20 protein-coding genes and 1 pseudogene are annotated in these 17,986 nt (G+C 37.9%); 7 read left to right on the plus strand and 14 right to left on the minus strand.

Going from position 1 to position 17,986, the window contains the following annotated elements; translation table 11 throughout:
- The coding region (locus tag BM163_RS10535) for a hypothetical protein (protein WP_373855181.1) at nucleotides 1-191 on the minus strand (191 nt) is incomplete at its 3' end.
- Between the two features lie 192 nt (nucleotides 192-383).
- Here BM163_RS10535 and BM163_RS10540 point away from each other — a divergent pair.
- Entirely contained in the window at nucleotides 384-1,370 is a 987-nt protein-coding gene (locus tag BM163_RS10540; protein WP_089802937.1) for a quinone oxidoreductase family protein, read from the plus strand.
- 109 nt (nucleotides 1,371-1,479) lie between these two features.
- Here the strand turns inward: BM163_RS10540 and spoVAE are convergent, their stop codons facing one another.
- The 9 genes from spoVAE to lepB form a co-directional block, all read right to left on the minus strand.
- Nucleotides 1,480-1,836, minus strand: a complete 357-nt coding sequence (gene spoVAE, locus BM163_RS10545; protein ID WP_089802939.1) for a stage V sporulation protein AE — start codon at nucleotides 1,834-1,836, stop codon at nucleotides 1,480-1,482.
- Nucleotides 1,837-1,852: 16 nt separating this feature from the next.
- Nucleotides 1,853-2,842, minus strand: coding sequence for a beta-ketoacyl-[acyl-carrier-protein] synthase family protein (locus BM163_RS10550; protein WP_170243716.1), 990 nt, complete (start codon nucleotides 2,840-2,842; stop codon nucleotides 1,853-1,855).
- A gap of 17 nt (nucleotides 2,843-2,859) precedes the next feature.
- Complete coding sequence (spoVAC, locus tag BM163_RS10555) at nucleotides 2,860-3,294, minus strand: stage V sporulation protein AC (RefSeq protein ID WP_174787629.1); 435 nt, start codon at nucleotides 3,292-3,294, stop codon at nucleotides 2,860-2,862.
- Nucleotide 3,295: 1 nt separating this feature from the next.
- The gene (locus BM163_RS10560) at nucleotides 3,296-3,658 is read right to left on the minus strand and encodes a hypothetical protein (RefSeq protein ID WP_089802945.1); all 363 of its coding nucleotides are present in this window, start codon (nucleotides 3,656-3,658) and stop codon (nucleotides 3,296-3,298) included.
- A gap of 126 nt (nucleotides 3,659-3,784) precedes the next feature.
- Nucleotides 3,785-4,531: an oxygen-insensitive NADPH nitroreductase gene (gene nfsA / locus BM163_RS10565; protein ID WP_170243715.1), complete on the minus strand. Its 747-nt coding sequence runs from the start codon at nucleotides 4,529-4,531 to the stop codon at nucleotides 3,785-3,787.
- A 31-nt stretch (nucleotides 4,532-4,562) separates the two neighbouring features.
- Entirely contained in the window at nucleotides 4,563-5,294 is a 732-nt protein-coding gene (locus BM163_RS10570) for a hypothetical protein (RefSeq protein WP_146876968.1), read from the minus strand.
- An 81-nt stretch (nucleotides 5,295-5,375) separates the two neighbouring features.
- Nucleotides 5,376-6,500, minus strand: coding sequence for a S1C family serine protease (locus BM163_RS10575; protein WP_089802951.1), 1,125 nt, complete (start codon nucleotides 6,498-6,500; stop codon nucleotides 5,376-5,378).
- Complete coding sequence (locus BM163_RS10580; protein ID WP_089802953.1) at nucleotides 6,497-7,651, minus strand: FxLYD domain-containing protein; 1,155 nt, start codon at nucleotides 7,649-7,651, stop codon at nucleotides 6,497-6,499. Before BM163_RS10580 ends, BM163_RS10575 begins: the two co-directional genes overlap by 4 nt.
- A gap of 18 nt (nucleotides 7,652-7,669) precedes the next feature.
- A complete protein-coding gene (gene lepB, locus BM163_RS10585; RefSeq protein WP_089802955.1) occupies nucleotides 7,670-8,191 on the minus strand; it encodes a signal peptidase I in 522 nt (173 codons plus the stop codon).
- A 186-nt stretch (nucleotides 8,192-8,377) separates the two neighbouring features.
- Here lepB and BM163_RS10590 point away from each other — a divergent pair, with 186 nt between their 5' ends.
- Nucleotides 8,378-8,554: an aspartyl-phosphate phosphatase Spo0E family protein gene (locus tag BM163_RS10590; protein WP_089802957.1), complete on the plus strand. Its 177-nt coding sequence runs from the start codon at nucleotides 8,378-8,380 to the stop codon at nucleotides 8,552-8,554.
- A 39-nt stretch (nucleotides 8,555-8,593) separates the two neighbouring features.
- Here the strand turns inward: BM163_RS10590 and BM163_RS10595 are convergent, their stop codons facing one another.
- The gene (locus BM163_RS10595; protein ID WP_089802959.1) at nucleotides 8,594-9,742 is read right to left on the minus strand and encodes an aminotransferase class I/II-fold pyridoxal phosphate-dependent enzyme; all 1,149 of its coding nucleotides are present in this window, start codon (nucleotides 9,740-9,742) and stop codon (nucleotides 8,594-8,596) included.
- 38 nt (nucleotides 9,743-9,780) lie between these two features.
- Complete coding sequence (locus BM163_RS10600) at nucleotides 9,781-10,233, minus strand: YkyB family protein (RefSeq protein ID WP_089802961.1); 453 nt, start codon at nucleotides 10,231-10,233, stop codon at nucleotides 9,781-9,783.
- 224 nt (nucleotides 10,234-10,457) lie between these two features.
- Between BM163_RS10600 and cbpB the strand changes: the two genes are divergently transcribed.
- The 4 genes from cbpB (at nucleotide 10,458) to BM163_RS10620 (ending at nucleotide 13,309) form a co-directional block, all read left to right on the plus strand.
- On the plus strand, nucleotides 10,458-10,916 hold the full coding sequence (gene cbpB / locus BM163_RS10605; protein ID WP_089802963.1) for a cyclic-di-AMP-binding protein CbpB: 459 nt from the start codon (nucleotides 10,458-10,460) through the stop codon (nucleotides 10,914-10,916).
- 78 nt (nucleotides 10,917-10,994) lie between these two features.
- Nucleotides 10,995-11,714: a 2,3,4,5-tetrahydropyridine-2,6-dicarboxylate N-acetyltransferase gene (gene dapD, locus BM163_RS10610; protein WP_089802964.1), complete on the plus strand. Its 720-nt coding sequence runs from the start codon at nucleotides 10,995-10,997 to the stop codon at nucleotides 11,712-11,714.
- Between the two features lie 90 nt (nucleotides 11,715-11,804).
- A complete protein-coding gene (locus BM163_RS10615; protein WP_089802966.1) occupies nucleotides 11,805-12,929 on the plus strand; it encodes an N-acetyldiaminopimelate deacetylase in 1,125 nt (374 codons plus the stop codon).
- 179 nt (nucleotides 12,930-13,108) lie between these two features.
- Entirely contained in the window at nucleotides 13,109-13,309 is a 201-nt protein-coding gene (locus BM163_RS10620; RefSeq protein WP_089802968.1) for a hypothetical protein, read from the plus strand.
- Nucleotides 13,310-13,775: 466 nt separating this feature from the next.
- On the opposite strand, the pseudogene BM163_RS10625 reads toward BM163_RS10620, so the two are convergent.
- Nucleotides 13,776-14,690: pseudogene (locus BM163_RS10625) on the minus strand (IS1634 family transposase); the annotation flags it as partial.
- 450 nt (nucleotides 14,691-15,140) lie between these two features.
- Entirely contained in the window at nucleotides 15,141-15,965 is an 825-nt protein-coding gene (locus BM163_RS10630) for a mechanosensitive ion channel family protein (protein ID WP_089802970.1), read from the minus strand.
- A gap of 241 nt (nucleotides 15,966-16,206) precedes the next feature.
- Here BM163_RS10630 and BM163_RS10635 point away from each other — a divergent pair, with 241 nt between their 5' ends.
- On the plus strand, nucleotides 16,207-17,955 hold the full coding sequence (locus BM163_RS10635) for an ABC transporter ATP-binding protein (protein ID WP_089802972.1): 1,749 nt from the start codon (nucleotides 16,207-16,209) through the stop codon (nucleotides 17,953-17,955).
- The last annotated feature ends 31 nt before the right edge of the window (nucleotides 17,956-17,986 follow it).

The following is a 17,986-nucleotide window of genomic DNA, read 5'->3' on the forward strand; positions in this document are numbered from 1 at the left end:
CGTTGCTTTAACCGTTGATGGATGGAGATGGAACTTTTCGCTTTCGAGCCCCTAAGCTCCCGGACCTCCGTTTGATAGCGAAAATGTTTGGCTTGATTAAACACCCGGAGGGTGTGATCCATGGACATCACAAAATCAGGATCGATTTTATGCTTATATAAGCGATTTGAAAAAATGGCCTTCATGCCCATGATACCCACCCTCCCTTGGTTTTGTGACGGTCACTGTTAGTGCTTTAATTATACCATGCGGAATATATGTTTGTCACTTCAAAAATATTCAAAACAAGCGATTCATCACCCACCTAGTGCTGACACACTTGAGGAAGGTGTCTTCTCGCCCTAAAGCGATAAATAGTATGAACACCGAAAGGAAGTGTCTAAATGAAAGCAATAGTGGATCAAAATCAAAAGACAGAACTGATTGAAAGAGAAAGACGAAATCCCGTCGGCTATCAGATTGAAGTGCAAATATTATACGCAGGACTTAATCGGCGTGACTTAATGATTAGGAAAAGGCGAGGGGAAGAAACGATACCGGTTACATTAGGGTCTGATGGTGTAGGGATAGTAACGCGTTTAGGAGACGAGGCAGTGCGATTTAATGTGGGAGACAGTGTTTTAATTAACCCTGGTTTGTATTGGGATAACGCAACTGTCGCAGCGCCGGATACGTTAGAAATTGTCGGTTATCCTAATGATGGCACATTTTCAGATTATTATGTTCAAGATGAAAAATATTTTGAGAGAAAACCGTCGTTCTTAACAGATGCTGAAGCAGGTTGTCTAAATTTATCAGCGCTCACGGCTTTTCGAGCAATATTTACCAAAGGTCAGCTGAAAAAAGGAGAAACCGTCTTTATTCCAGGTGGGGCGAGTGGTGTGAGTACATACTTAATACAATTTGCTAAAGCAATTGGTGCGCGTGTGATTACTACTTCAAGAAACGAAGAAAAATTAACACAATTAGCTAAATTAGGCGCGGATTTTTGTCTTATGACGACCTCAGACTGGGAGGTGGCATTGTCAGATGAATCGATAGACCTCGTTATAGATAGCATCGGTGAAGCCACATTTGATCGTTCATTAAGTGTGCTAAAAAAAGGCGGGCGGCTAGTAACGTTTGGCGCGACGACTGATGACGTTGTTTCATTTAATGTTAGACAGTTTTTCTATCAGCAACAAACAATTCTTGGTTCAACAATGGGGAGTCGAGAAGAGTTAAAGAGCATGCTTACTTTCATTGAAACACATAAAATCCATCCGATAATTGATCATATTTATCAAAAAACGGACTACCAAGAGGCGTTTGATCAACTGAAACAGTCGAAACACTTAGGTAAAATTGTCCTAGATTTTAAAATTTCGTAATACAAGGAAGAGAAGCGTTTAATAAAGGGCGCTTCTTTTCTTTGTTAAAAGGCGTTCAAAGAAGAAATCCTCACGCCAAATAGCGCTTGAAAATGTTTTGGAGTATGCATTAACTTCTTGGTTTAAACAATAAGGCACCAATCACACCAAAAACAATGGCTGATGTTATACCTGCACTTGTAAGTTGAAACATACCAATCACTACGCCGATTAGCCCAGATTGTTCGGCTTCTTTTAGTGCGCCATGAACGAGTCCATTGCCGAAAGATGTGATAGGAACTGTTGCGCCCGCTCCAGCAAAATCAATGAAAGGTTCATACAAACCAATCCCGTCCAGAACACTTCCAATCACAACAAAGAGACTTAACATAAAAGCAGGTGTTTGTTTGAACACATCAATAATTAATTGACCGATCGTACAGATTAAGCCACCGACAACAAAAGCGACAAACACTGAGATAACCATATGGCATGCTCCTTTGTTATTTAGATTCAAGTACAATAAGATGTGCAATAGTAGGGATATGTGGTGTTTGTAATAACGATAAAGGTGAATGTAATGCTCCGGTTGCAACAACCAATGCCCGCGTAGGTTTTTTAAAGTATACCTTTAACCCTTTACTTAAGAGAAATAAACTAAGGCAACCGGCACCACTCCCGCCACTAAATATGGGCTGGTTTTTGTTATATATTTCGCAACCAGCATCAATGAGTTGATTGCGATTCACGCGATAGTTTTCTTCTCGTAATAAATCGTATAATATATTCTGTCCAACCGAACCAAGGTCTCCTGTAATAATATAATCGTAATCTTTTGGCGTTGTATTAAAATCTTTAAAGTGAGCTAATAAAGTATGAAAACAGGCAGGCGCCATGGCTTCTCCCATGTTGTAAGGATCGCTAAATCCCTCGTCAATAACAGCACCTAATGTTCCACCTGTAATATGCGGGCCAGTTCCATTTGAACTGAGCAGACAAAAACCACCACCTGTGACGGTTGTTTGGCTAGAAGGTGGTTTTTGTTGCCCGTATTCATTAGGGAATCTAAATTGTTTTTCTACAGCAGCAAAATGGCTCATTGTACCAGCAAAAACGGCTGCCTGTTGTTGGCTTTCAATTGATAGTGCACCATAAAGAAGTGATAACCCGAAATTAGCACAAGCATGATCAAATGTGATGGGGGTAAGAGCCCGATTGGTCAAAGCTAAATGTGTAGGTGTCGATTGATTTAATAAGTCTCCAGTGAAAAGCAATTGAACATCCGGATGCTTTTTTAAAAGTGGAGAGATGCCATCACATATTAATTTTTTATAACAGTTTTCATATGTTTTTTCACCGTCATAGAGATCATCAATAAATGTATCGATATAAGCAGTCAGAGCGCCGTTTTTTTCTAAGGGCCCTGCAATTGTGTGGTATTCATTTATGATGATTGGCGTATGGAACTGATAACTCACCTGACCTACTCGCACTTGTAACGCCTCCTTCATTATGCCAACAATGTTTTTATAATAGCTATTACAAAACTAGAAAAGACACCAGAAACAATGACACTTCCGGCTAGTTTAAACATATTACTTCCAACACCTAGAACAAAACCTTCATTTCTATGTTCAATCGCACTTGAAATCACAGCGTTACCAAAGCCAGTAACCGGAACCATCGTACCAGCGCCAGCTACCTGAGCGATTTTATCATAGACGCCCCAACCTGTTAGAAACATAGTCAATATAATCAATGTTGCAACAGTAGGGTCCCCAACGGTTTCTTCAGAAAAATCAAAGAAATAGAGGTAAAATAAACTAATCATTTGTCCAAGGGCACAAAGACTTCCTCCAAAAATAAAGCTCATCAAACAGTTTTTAGCAAGCGGTCGTTTTGGGTCATGTTTTTTTGCAATGGTTTTAATTGTGTCAGTTTTCATTTTAATCGTCCTTTTCAATGGATTGATCATAGCTTATTAATTGGTTAAGTCGCTCTTGTGTAAGGGGGGAAGTTTGCTTTCTGACTTCGATCGTTGCTTTCATATCAGATGATGTATACACAAGATGATTAGGGTATTTCTTGCCTAAGTCCTTTTTGATATCTGCGGCAATCTTTTGTTCGGAGAACTGTTTTAAAGGCTTGATAATCATAGCGACATAGATGACGTCATCAGTGACGATTGATTCAACGACATGAATATCTGGATAGGTTGCTTTTAGTTGTTGGTTAAAGGGCGTGTCCGTATCTGCTTGACAACTTGTTAATAGAAAGAGCGAGACAATAGTTAAACACATAATCCGCATAGAGTTCACCTGTTTCTTTATTGAGTTAACACTAGTGTTCCCAGGTGAACTTATATATATGTAAAATGAAACTAAAAAAATAAAAAATCTACTTATCAACGAGTGATAAGTAGATGTATCTTTATCTTAACGATTATTAAATTTCTTTTCTTTTACATAGGGTGTTAAACGATTGTTACGCTCATTATGCAATGTTTTGATCATTTGATTTGTCCATGAATCTGTGCGTTTATTTGTTGAGCGTGTACGATAATATGCTTCAATAGTCTGATCAAATTGTGCTAAGACGTCTTTATGACTCGGATCATCTTTATAGCTATTCTCAAAGTAAACAGCATCTTTTGGCAATTTTGGTTTTATTTCTTGTTGCTCGTCAGGATAACCTAATGCAAGTCCGAATAATGGGACAACATGCTCCGGTAAATCAAACAAATCATTGACTAAATCAAGGTCGCGCTTAATGCTTCCAATGTAACAAACACCAATGCCAAGAGATTCAGCAGCAATGGTCATGTTTTGTGCAGCAATTGTAGCATCAACTGTTGCAATCATAAAGTATTCCGTACTTTGAACATTTTGCGCCATTACGGCTTTTTCTTTGTCGCTAGCATAAAGCATATGGCGGTGATAATCACCACAAAATAAAATAAAGTGCCCATTTTCTTCGATATAAGATTGGTTAGAGATTGAAGCAAGCGCGCGCTTTTTATCTGGGTCAGTCACCCCTATCATTGTATAAGCCATTAAATAACTGGAAGTTGAACTTGCGCGTGCCGCATCAATGATGATATCAAGTTGTGCTTGTTTTAATGGCTCGGATTTAAATTTACGGATAGATCGATGACTAAGAATCGTATCAATTGTTGAGTTCATTCTTAAAACCCCTTTGCACATTTATAGTGTATCAGTCTTTTAAAGTTAAGGTGATCAGGTCTTCTGCTTGTTCTTCTGTTTCACGCCACGTTGCTAAAGCGTCAACTGTTGGCTCTTCTACTTGAGGGAGTGTGATGTTAATGGTACCGTCATTTGCAATGTTAAGATCTATAATCGGCCAATGGAAACGGTGAAATGTTTCAACTTCAACAAGTTCTGAATCAGTGATTAAATCAACTGTCTTAAACGCCTCAGCGTTAAAGGCAAGCAGTTGGTGTCTAAGGAGATCGTCATTAACATCACGCTTTTTAAATTGAAAAAGAAGCGTTTGATTATCGATCGTGTAAAAGTCAACAAGTGCGACTTGGTCTTGAATAAGAGCGGATCGTTGTTTTGATGTATCGATTAATAAAAAACTAGCGTCTTGGTCTTTTATCGCAAAAGTGAGTAAATATAGCGACTTTTTAGTCGTATCTAAAGGAGCTAATGTCATCTCGTCAATCGCTGTTTGTCTGTTTTTATGTTGGGCTAAATAATGATCGATTATAGGGAAGTTTTTTAAATTCAATTTGACTATTTCATCAATCAAGTGGAACTCAATCATTTCAACTTTTTCGTCTCTAATGGTTTCTTCTATTAGTTCGGTTTGTTCTGAAGCGTTTGGGTCTGTCTGTTCTTCAACGACGATTGCGTCAGTATCATTGCAACCTGCGAGTAGAACTGTTACTAATATCGTCAACATAAACAAAAGTAATTTGCGCAAAACAATGATTCATCTCCATTCTTATTAATTACTATATACCATTTAGCTAGTTAAACTACCTGTTGTTGATTGTTTGGCAACTTAGGTTGATTCACTTAAAGTGTATTCAATAATTTTAATTTGGTCGTTCTCAAAAGCAATGGTAAAGGTATAGTCTAGTATTTCTGTGTCTTCATCAAGCAGGGCTTTTTCGATTAACACATTGAATACCCATTGATTATCTATTACTTCCGCTGAAACTTGTTCAACAAGGTGAAGTGTTTTTAATGAGACATATTTATCTCTAAAAGCAATGTAATCTTGCGCTGACTGCTTGTCATTACCAAGCAAAGCGTAAGCGTTAATGTAGTCATGAATGGCTAAACTTTCAATGAAATATTGAATTAAATAATAACTATTTTCTTGATAATCTTCAATTTGATCACTGCGCTGATGAATATTTGAAGGAAAGGTGAGTGCATCATTTGATGTATTAGCTGACCAGTCTGTGATGTCATCAATGACATCCTTAATTGGGATGCTAAACCCAATGTCAGTATCTGAAATGCCTGCTGAATTGATACCAATCACTTTTCCAGTCGTTTGATCAATAAGAGGCCCACCACTATTGCCATGTGTAATATTTGATGAAATCTGATATACCTCATCATAAGCATAGCCATTAATATCAAAACTTCTATTTGTACCAGAAATTATTCCAACAGATACAGAGTTTTGATAACCTAGTGGGCTACCTAAGGCGAGGATGGGTGTGCCAACTTCAATATCATCCGTCGTATTTAACTCTATTGGTCGTTGATTCATTAATTGTGGTACACGAATGACCGCAATATCTTTTTCTTTACTCATACCGACAATGGCTGCTGGGTATGTTTCAGTAGATGATAGTGTAACTTCAATCGTGTTCGCACCTTCGATGACGTGGGCATTCGTAATAATATCCCCACGACTATTATAAAGAAAGCCAGAACCTAGGCGATTTGAAGTAGACGTATCGACAGAGATTTTGACAACACTTTTTTGGGCATGATGAATAATCTGTTGCAGTGATTTTGCATCGCCAGATGATGGTTGGTAGCTGACGATCGGCTCAACGACAATCGGTTGATTATACACCATTTGATACGTATGGTACAAAAATAAAGTACCACTTATAATAATAAAAAGTGTAAAAATAAGGGGGAGATGCTTTCGTTGTTGAATCATGTAGCTTCCTCCTCATTTAATAACCATGAAACAGCCAAAATATTGATGTCTATAGCAGCGCTATCAAATGGCTGATGCATATATATATAATCTAATTGTCCCGTATCATATGGGTAAAGCACTTCTGGGTAGACAAATACTTCTCTTGTATCAAGCACCTTTTGATTAGCATCTCTTAGTTCGAATGTCACTTGAATATGATAAATTGGCACCGTTCCTTGATTCTTAACTTGTCCTTCTACTTTTAGTTGATTCGAAGGCGTTTGACTAAGACGAAGATCAGTGACTGATACGGCTTTTGATTGATTAAAAACAACTTCTTCCTCATATGATTGATAGGCCTTTTGCATGCGTTCTTCCAATGCTTTAACGAATTGTTCTTGAGCTAAAGCGATGGTTTGTTTTAAGCTTAGTAACCGCTCATCCTCTGGTAAGTAATAGCGTCCGTTTTCAACTAATTCTGCTGCTTCGGAAAATTGATTATCAGCTAAATACGTGTTGGCAAGACTTGCGATGGAAGCGGATAACTGCTCGCGTAATTGTTGTTTTAATAGGAGAGCATCTGTGGATTGAATGGCTTCAATTTCCCATACGAGTGCTTGCAAGTCTTGTATGGATAAATCATTTTCAAGTTGTTTATTTATTTGCTTCAGTTGAAAATGCTCTTGTAATGATCTGATATGGATGATTAGTTGATCTACAGGGTCCCCCTTAAAATCATCAAGTTTAATTTGTAAGTCATTTAATTGTTTAAGTTGTTCGTGATATGGTGCGTTAGAATCGACATCAATGTCATGAAGGTAAAGTGACATGAGTGTGGCTAAATCACTTGCGGCTTCAAATGACGGAGAAATGTCTAATGCTTGTTCAGCAAGATATAAACTTTCTTCGTACGCTTCATTCGAAAGTGCAACGGTTGCTTCATGATATAAAGCGATAGCTTGTTCATGAAGCCGTGAATAAGTGAATGTAATTAGACCAAAAAACAATCCAATAATAACCAAAAAAATGATAGGCATACGCCATGCTATTAATGAGAAACGTTGTTTTTCAAACCGTAAATGACGGTCATTAGGTAGCTTATCACCGCATGACACACAAAAACTTTCCGTATCATGTACAGACGCACCACATTGAGGGCAATATCCCATGAATTCTCCTGCCTTTCCTTAGTAAATCACTTGCCATTCACTAAAAGGGTAAATGATAAGTTCTGCTCGACCAATAATATCTTCTTTTGCTATTAGACCAAGAGAATTTCTGCTATCTCTGCTGTTACGCCGATTATCTCCCATCACATAAAAATAACCTTTAGGTATATAAGTACTATTAATATTATGTGTCCAATAACTTCTTTGGTCAGAAATAAAGGTTTGACGATAAGGAATTTCGTCTATATATAACTGTTGATCTACATAACTTAATGTTTCATCTGGCAACCCAATGATACGCTTAATAAACGTATCGCCATCAAGGTCAATAACGACAACATCGCCACGATGTGGACTATCAAATAAATAACTCAATCGATTATAAATTATCACCTGTTCATTTTTAATTGTTGGTGCCATGCTTACCCCTTGAACAACGGCGGTTCTAAAAATAAATAAGTGAACAAATAAACCGATGAAAAGAAGCGTAGGTAATGCAAAAAAGAATACTAGTTTTAATGAAACACGAGATTTGACCATGATACATATCCCTTTCACTACTGGGCTAAACACTTTTCAGTGCCTGTATCTTATCTTATCATAAAATAGAACCAATGAATATGTTGTCAATGTTAATTATGTGTTAGAATATACCGTGAATTATCTATAAAAAGACATAAAGAATCAAACGAGCTTTCAATGGACTAAAAAACAGGAGGGAAGTCAATGTGCAGACATAAACTTTTAAAACAAATCAACACGCGTCGGAAGGAAATGATCGATGTCGCAAATGAAAAAGGAATGAACCATAAAGAATCGATTCGATTAAGTGCTGAGCTTGATCGCCTCCTCAATGAGTACCAACAGATATTAAAAAAAGACATAAAAAAAACATCCCTTTAGTCATGTTGATTTAGCATCTGACGATGGGGATGTTTTACTTTAATTATGTTGAAGGTAGCTTTCTAATCGATCGAGTCCTTCTTTAAGAGTAGCCATACTATAGGCGAATGACAAGCGTAAGAAACCTTCACCATACTGACCAAAGCTTGAACCAGGAACTAAAGCCAGGTTTGCTCGGTTGACAAGATCTAATGCCACTTCAAAAGATGGCCGCGAATCTTTAAGTTTAAACATGAAGTAAAAGGCTCCACCCGGCTTTACAACGTCTAACCCCATCTTAGTTAAGCGATGATAAACATAATCACGTCGCTTCAAGTACTCCGCACACATTTGAATAGGAGCATCTTTCGCCTCGGTGACGGCATTAAGTGCAGCATATTGACTTGTAGAAGTCGCACACGATACGTTGTACTGTAAAACTTTTGTGAATTCAGGTATGAGCCATTTAGGACCAAATAAAAAGCCAATGCGCAGCCCAGTCATGGCGTGTGATTTAGATAAGCCATTGATCACTATGAGTTGGTCTTTAATATCCTCAAAAGTGGCCATAGACACATGCGGTGTGTCAAAAGAAATCGCACTATAAATTTCATCAGTAATAATATATAAATCATATTTCTTAGCAACGTCTTTAATATCGGCCAACTCTTCTTTTGTTAACGTTACCCCTGTAGGATTTGATGGATAAGGTAAGATAAGCACTTTGGTTTTATCAGTTATCGCTTTTTCAAGTTGAGTAGGTGTTAATTTAAACTTGCTTTCCGTTGTGTCAATCTCAACCACATGAGCCCCTTGCAGTTTCACAAGTGGTTCATAACCAGGATAAATGGGTGAAGGAAGAATGACCTCATCACCTGGCACAAGAAGTGTACGTAAAGCAATATCAATTGCTTGTGATGCGCCAACAGTGACGAGTACGTGATCTGCTGTCCAATTTGCATGGTAACGTTCATTTATGTAGGCGCTTGTTTTCTCTCTTAGTTCATACAGTCCTTGATTTTGAGTATACGTTGTTTTATTTAAATCTACAGCTTCTTTTACGGCATGTTTAACCGTATCAGGTACTGTAAAGTCAGGTTGCCCAATAGTTAGGGACAAGATGTCTTCTTTATCTTGGACAAGGTTAAAGAATTTCCTAATGCCAGATAGTGCAATATCTCTAACAGCAGGATTCATTGGTTTTGGCATGTGAATCTACCTTTCTCATTCTAATCTGTTTCGTGATTTTAATAACGCTTATCTTGCTTGTGATAAGCATAATTCCATCGCCCAAGAAGTGAGGGCATATAGGAAGATTTTTTATTGGTGGACGAAAGTGGCTCTTTTATTCCTAAATATTGAGTGATAAGTTGTTTCGCCTGTTTTAAGGACATCTTCACTTGAGGATTACGGAAATTTTGATCCAACTCACCGAGGTGATCAAACGTTTTAAAGTCTTTTTTTGTCGGTGGAATATGAAAATAATATTCACCAACTTTGACAAGTAACGTGGAATGTTGACAGGAGAGTTTTGGGCGCTTAGAGTATTGGAGACCAACTTTTTTGGCGTGTTTGTCAATAAGCAGTTTATCAATGGCCTGCTTTTTTAGTGAGTATAATGCTGTAGGATCTAACGCTGTTTTAGCATGGCGATTGATAACAAAAAGTGCTTGGGCAATATCATTAACGTTTGGTTTCAAACGATAGGCCCCCTTTCTATTAAGTGATGAGTCTATTTTTTTAGTTATTACTATTCATCTTACCATGAAATAGAGGTAAAAACTATGATTTGTGTGATTTTTTCGTCAATTTAGGGTCAAATTTTTTTATGGTTTGCAGAGGACTTTGTTTCTCCTTTAATGCGAGATATGATACACTATATAGTGTACAAGTGCGTGATGCGCATGACAAAGGAGTGTGTTAGATGAGCTTAGTTAAAGCTATGCCGCTACTGCAATTGACAGCGGAGTCATTAATGGTATCATCAGAAAAAGTTGCCCATGTTCAACTGAATAATCCATTAGAGCACGCGTTATTAATTTTAGTTAAATCGGGTTATTCTTCAGTACCAGTGCTTGATATGAACTATCAATTTCATGGTATTATTAGCAAGAATGCTATTCTAAATGAAATACTCGGACTTGAGCGTTTTGAAATGGAAAGACTGTCCGAGATTACAGTAAATGAAGTGATGGATCATAAAGTACCAACCGTTTTGCCTTCAGAACATTTCCTAAGATGTCTTAAGTATCTGATTGATCATCCGTATATTGCGGTTGTTAATAAAAATGGAGATTTTGATGGGATATTAACGAGACGAGCGGTCTTAAAAGAAATGAATAAGTATATCCACGTAAATAAGGCGTCATTTAAAGAAGTGTGAGTTTTCAAAAAATAAACTTGTCAAAGGGCTTTGTTTTTTGGTACATTAACACTAGTGAAATATATAGGGGGAAATAAGATGACCAAAATGAATGCAGAAGAAATTATTCGCTTTATCTCAGAAAGCAAAAAAGCCACGCCTGTTAAAGTATATATTAAAGGTGACGGATTAGATACACTTAGTTTTTCAGAAGGTGTAAAAGCCTTTGTTGAACAAAAAACAGGGGTCCTCTTCGGTGAATGGGACAGTGTTAAAGCTGACTTAGAATTAAATAAAGCAAATATCAATGATTTTGTCGTTGAAAATGATCGCCGTCATTCAGCTATTCCGATGATCGATTTCAAGCAATTTAATGCACGCATTGAACCTGGTGCTATTATTCGAGATCAAGTAGAAATTGGTGATGGTGCTGTTATTATGATGGGGGCAGTTATTAATATTGGTTCTGTCATAGGTGAAGGTACAATGATTGATATGAATGCAACGTTAGGTGGACGTGCAACAGTGGGGAAAAACTGCCACATAGGTGCTGGTGCAGTTCTTGCGGGTGTGATTGAACCGCCTTCAGCAGATCCAGTAACAGTTGAAGATGGCGTGGTAATTGGTGCGAATGCGGTCGTCTTAGAAGGTGTTAAAATCGGAGAAGGTGCTGTTGTGGCTGCCGGTGCGATTGTAACCAAAGATGTGCCAGCTAATACTGTCGTGGGTGGTACGCCAGCGCGTGTCCTTAAAGAAATTGATGATAAGACAAAAGTAAAAACAGAAATTATCCAAGCGCTACGGAAATTAAATGACTAAAGGTCAGATGTTTTAGAACTAAGATAAAAAGCAGGGGAGCTTCCCTGCTTTTTTTGATGAATGATGAGAAAAATTGATGGAGGATTGACAATGGATTTAGTAAAGATTAGACGGGCGTTGCATAAAATACCAGAACGCGGTTTTCAGGAATTTAAAACGCAACAATATTTATTGGATCAAATCGAATCCGTTCGTAATGAACGTATGATAATTACGAAGTGGCGCACAGGCTTGCTTGTAAAAGTATTAGGAACGAATAAAACAAAAACAATTGCTTATCGTGCAGACATTGATGGTTTACCTATTACAGAACAGACAGGTCTTGATTTTAAATCGATGGATGAGTCGATGATGCATGCTTGTGGACATGATTTTCATATGACCATCGCGCTCGGAGCTTTAAATAAGCTTATTAAACATCCCATAAAAAATGATGTGGTATTTATCTTTCAACCAGCAGAAGAAGGGCCTGGTGGAGCAAAACCTTTATTAGCATCGGCAGAATTGAAGGCGCTAGAAGTTGATGAAGTCTTTAGCTTACATGTTGCACCAGAGTTGCCGGTAGGCACGGTTTCTACAAAGCCAGGTTTATTATTTGCTAATACAAGTGAGTTGTTTATTGATTTTAAAGGCAAAGGTGGTCATGCGGCCTATCCACATTTAACCCATGATATGGCAGTAGCAGCCAGTACGTTCCTTGTATCGATTCAACAAATTGTCTCAAGACGCACAAACCCGATTGAGGGAGCTGTATTAACAATTGGAAAAATGACAGCGGGGACTGTGCAAAACATCATCGCCGAAACAGCGAGGTTAGAAGGGACAATTCGTACGACTGAGCCAACGACGATTGAGACGATCAAGAGTGAAATAGAGATTTTTAGCCGTGGTTTCGAGTTAAGTCATCATTGCAAAATTAGCATTGATTATGGATCAAATTATTACGGCGTTTATAATGATGCCCGTTATGTCCAGCTCTTTAAAGATACTGTAAAATCAACGAACAATCGCTTTATAGAGGCGAAAGAAGCAATGACAGGTGAAGATTTCGGCTACTTTTTAAAAGATATACCTGGTTTCATGTTTTGGCTTGGTGTCAATTCAGACTATGGTTTACACCATGCGAAACTTAATCCAGATGAATCCGCTTTACAAGTTGGCGCCGACCTCGTTTATCAGACCATGTTGGATTTGGATAATGCAAACATAGAATGACGTGTTAGATAGAGAAAAAGGATGACAAGTTGGATGGGGTACACTAAATTAGGCAGTTTCGTTAAGGTCGGTTAAACTTCTCGGACTAATCACTCGAGGGAGATGCCAAACGTATATTCTGCATGGTATAATTATAGCAATAATAGTGACCGCCAGAAAACAAAGGGAGGGTGGGTATCATGAGCATGAAGGCCATTTTTTCAAATCGCTTATATAAGCATAAAATCGATCCTGATTTTGTTATGTCCATGGATCACACCCTCCGGGTGTTTAATCAAGCCAAACAATTTCGCTATCAAGCGGAGGTCCGGGAGCTTAGGGGCTTGAAAGAGAAAAGTCCCATCTCCATCCATCAACGGTTAAAGCAACGTTACGGATGAAATGATTATTATGCGAACAGTGCTGTTCAACAAGGACGCGCCCTTCTATCCGCGCAAAAAGAGTTGAAGAGCGTGCACATGTGTAATGAAGACGAACAAATCAACGCCGTTAAAAGAAAAATAAAAGCGACGAAGGCGCGCTTGACGACCCTTCAAAAAATAAAAGGCTCTTTTGTCAAAGGAACACCGATGTTCAATAAGACATCACGTGAACAACAAAAAGGGGCCTTTTTTGTTGTGACATATAAGTGCTACACACGCTTATTTTACTGCGCCTACGATTTTGAACATCAACACCTTGATGTTGAGATCAAACGCCTAAAGTCTCGCTTGGGTCAGTTAAACTTTAAGAAAGATCGATACGAAAAACAACAGACACAAAAGACAACCAAAGTGATTGGTGTGTGTTTCGGTAGTAAAAAACTCGTCCGTGGTCGGTTAACACAAAAGACATATCATGCTCATCCTGAGCGTGATGATGTGTCCAAAGCTTTAAGTTCTCGCGCTCTTCCTCAAGGACACTTGTCACGTATTTCAAACGTAATTGAACCCCTATAATGAATTTTTGATGGTACTGATAAAGCGCATTGATGTTATCTTTACTATAAAATCCTCTATCGAGAAGAATGTGTACGTTCTTGTATCCCAACACATCAAACTCACCCATCAGTTGTCGAGCTGTTTTTACATCCGTGATATTCCCAGGGAGCTTTCGATAGTAGAAAGGCAAGCCCGATTTTCCACCAAACAATAACGCCAAATTAATTTGTGGTAAACGGTCATGTTCCTTATCGCGGCCTTTTTTCACTTGATTTAATGTGCTTGAGAAGCTTGAAATAGAGGTGACGTCGAAGATCCAAAATTCATTCCCCATTCGACGTTGACCTTGCTTTTGAAAGAAGGTCATACGACCTTCCTCATCAATCTGCTGAAATAAATCACTGCTTCTCTGAGAGGGTATATCTTGTTTAAACGGATGGTGGTGCAGTTTCTCCCAATGCGAAAATCGACTTAAAGAATTATTTTCTTCAAGTATCAAGTAATATGCAATCGATAGTATTTGTTTATAGTGAGAAGGAAATGTGGCTTTTAAATCCTCATAGACCCCCGTTTGTTTGCCTATTTGATCAAAGAGATAGCTTGCACCATAAAAGGTGTGTCGCATCTGTGTAATAGGCACTGGACCAGATTTAACTTCAATAGCATCAAGTTCTTTTTTATTATAGGCTCTCGTAGGAATAATCTCACCAGTGTTGGGATCCACCTTTCCGATGAGTTTTCTCCTTGCCCGTGATTGTTTCTTTTCTTTATCCCAGTAAGCGTTATTTTCGTATGCGTATGTAATACCTGTTTGTTTATTGGTTTGATAGATTATTCCCACAATTATCACCTCGTTATATATTGCGATATATAACGAGGTTTAAGTCAACACAAAAACCGCTATTTATCAAAGGTTATAGCGGTTTTTCTCGAATTATCGTTATAAAATTCTGGGAATGCAGAATACATGGCTCACTAGGCTATCAAACGCCCGCTGAATATAAGGAAATAGAGCGATACACGCCGTATCATAAAGAGACGCGAGCGTGCTAGCCTGTATGGCAGAACCAGATGATTTGATCATCTGGTTGCCGGGCTCGATTGGATCCGAGCAGAGCGACAGTCAAGTGACAACAAGTTAGCATTGTTAATGTAAGAATTTAAAAAACTAAGAAGCGATAGTCCGAGTTGCGCATCTTAAAAAGTTGTACAGTTTTGTGTTGACATACCAAGTCACGTTTAACGTGGTTTGTCATCCTTTTATTTTCAGTATAAGACCCCAGGCGAATTCCTACGATTTTTCTTTTATAAGGTGAGTAACTTGTTGTGGGAATGGAATTTCAATACCGTTACGATCGAAGGCTTCTTTAATCGCTTTACGCATATCACGCTCGCACCCCCATTGTTCCATATTTTGTGTTTGTCCTATGACACGTAATACGACATCTGAACTACCAAGTGATTGAACGCCAATTACTTGGGGGCCATCAACAAAACGTTCGTCTATACTGAAATTATCGCAAACGGTTTGTAATACGTGCATGGCATGATCGATATTATCGTTATAACTAATGCCAATATCTACAAGGGCACGCATTGTTCCACGTGAGTGATTGCTAATACCTTCTAAATGACGGTTGGGTATATAATTCAGTGTACCGTCAAAACTTCTTATTTGCGTGGTTCTAAGCCCAAGCTCTTCAACAATACCATCATAACCAGCGGTTGTAACATATTCACCGACTTCAATCTGTTTTTCGAGTAAAATAAAGAATCCAGTTACAACATCACTGACCAATCCTTGTGCACCAAAACCAATGGCTAGACCAACCACACCGGCACTTGCGATCAAGGGGCCAATCTCTAATTCGAAAACACCAAAAATCATGGTAATAAAAATAAAAATCAATACATAAGAGTAGATATTTAACAAGAGTTTCTCAAGTGTTAATACTCTGGCCTCGGAGATCTTTTGTTTTTTTGTGGAAGAGTGTAATACTCTTGAAATGATTTTTCTTCCTATTGGATTGATGATGAGATAAGCTGCAATGATAACTAATAATTGCAAACCAATCCCCAAAGCAATCTCTGTGATAGCTTCTAAGTTAAATTGCATAAATGAAACGTCCTTTCTTATTTCTATTAATTTTTAGTCGTTCTTTTATCTACCCTACATGTTTTAGTCTAAAACGTCAAAAAAATCTTTTTATAATAAAATGTCTTGACTACATCATATTATGTCTAATTCTTATGACTGATTTTTATGATTTTTGCAAAAAGTGAAGCAAACCACTAGTAATTTATTTCGATACTCGATATATTAGTAAATGATAAAAAAAGCAAAGGAGGAAAAATTTATGGATATTTTTAAAAAATTAAAATCATTTTATTGGCCTTATAAACGTTATTTCTTATTATCGCTAGTCTTTGTATTAATTGTCACAGCCATTACGGTTGTATATCCGATAGTTCTTCAAATTACCATTGACGATGTCATATTAGCGGAGAATTATGACTTAATTCCTGTATTAGCTATTGGCTTTATGTTGTTAATGATTGTTAAAGGCATAGCGAATTTTACACAACAATATTTAGGGGACTTATTTGGGGTCATTTCTGTTTATCATTTGCGGGATGCTTTATATCGAAAATTACAGCGGTTATCATTTACTTACTATGATAATGCCAGAACAGGGGATTTAATGTCGCGTTTAACGATGGACGTGGAGGGATTTAAGTTTTTCCTAGCCGCAGGGTTTAAAGAACTGATTCGTGTGGTTTTCTTAATGGGAACGAGCATTATGGTTATGTTTTATTACTCTGTCCCCTTAGCACTCGTTACTATGGCAGTGATGCCACTCTTAATAGTGGTTGTGAGGAAATTTGATCGTGAGGTCCATCCAGCTTTTCGTTCGATTCGTAAATCCTTAGGTAATTTAAACACACGTATTCAAGAGAACGTCAGTGGGATGAACACAATCAAATCGTTATCTAAAGAAGATTTTGAAATTGAACGTTTTACGACCGACAACAAAGAATATCAAGATGTAAATATTAGCACGGCGTCTATCTGGGCGAAATACTTTCCGTTCATGGAGTTTATCGGTAACTTAGCGATGATTGCCTTACTCATATTTGGTGGCTGGCTAGTAATGAATGAACAGCTAAGCTTAGGAGAATTGGTTGCATTCTTTAGTTTAGTGAGTTATATTATTGGCCCGTTAATGCACTTGGGCTTTATTGTTAACCAATTTTCGCAGGCTAAGGCGGCAGGTGAACGGCTGTTAGACATTTTGGAAGCGGAGGAATCAATTACAACCAAACTATCGGCAAATACTGGAGATGAAATTAAGGGAGACATTGTGTTCGATCATGTCACACTAAAGTATACAGAAGAAGATGATGCAGCACTAAAAAATATTTCATTTCATGTCCCGCAAGGAAAAGTTGTTGGATTAATTGGTTCAACAGGGGCAGGAAAATCAAGTATTACGCAATTGATGACGCGCTTTTATGAACCCGTTGCTGGGCACGTCTATATAGATGGAAAAGATGTAGCTGATTACGACTTAAAAGTGCTTAGACAGCACATTGGCTTTGTTTTACAAGAACCCTTTTTATTTTCAACAACGATTAAAGAGAATATTGCCTATGGAAATCCAGATGCATCAATGGAAGACATTGTAGCTGCGGCTAAGAGAAGTCAGGCGCATGAGTTTATTATGGAATTGCCAAAAGGGTATGACACGATGCTTGGAGAAAGAGGAATGGGGTTAAGTGGTGGGCAACGTCAACGTATTTCAATTGCACGTGCCTTGTTAATTAATCCGAGTATTTTAGTGTTAGATGATGCTACATCTGCGGTAGATATGGAAACAGAGTTCAGGATACAACGCGCCTTAAAAGAAGTGATGAAAGGACGAACTACTTTTATCATTGCACACCGAATTTCTTCATTAAAACATGCGGATGAAATCCTTGTTTTAGAGGATGGCGAAATTGTTGAACGTGGTGTCCATGAGACGTTGTTAAATAATGGTGGGCCATATCAACGCATTTATGATATTCAGTATCAAGATAAGCAACAAATTATGGGTGAAAGATAGAAAAGAAAGGAGTGAACAGATTTGGCGAAAT

Origin of the sequence: Halolactibacillus alkaliphilus, assembly GCF_900115465.1 — a bacterium.
Taxonomy (GTDB): domain Bacteria; phylum Bacillota; class Bacilli; order Bacillales; family Amphibacillaceae; genus Halolactibacillus; species Halolactibacillus alkaliphilus.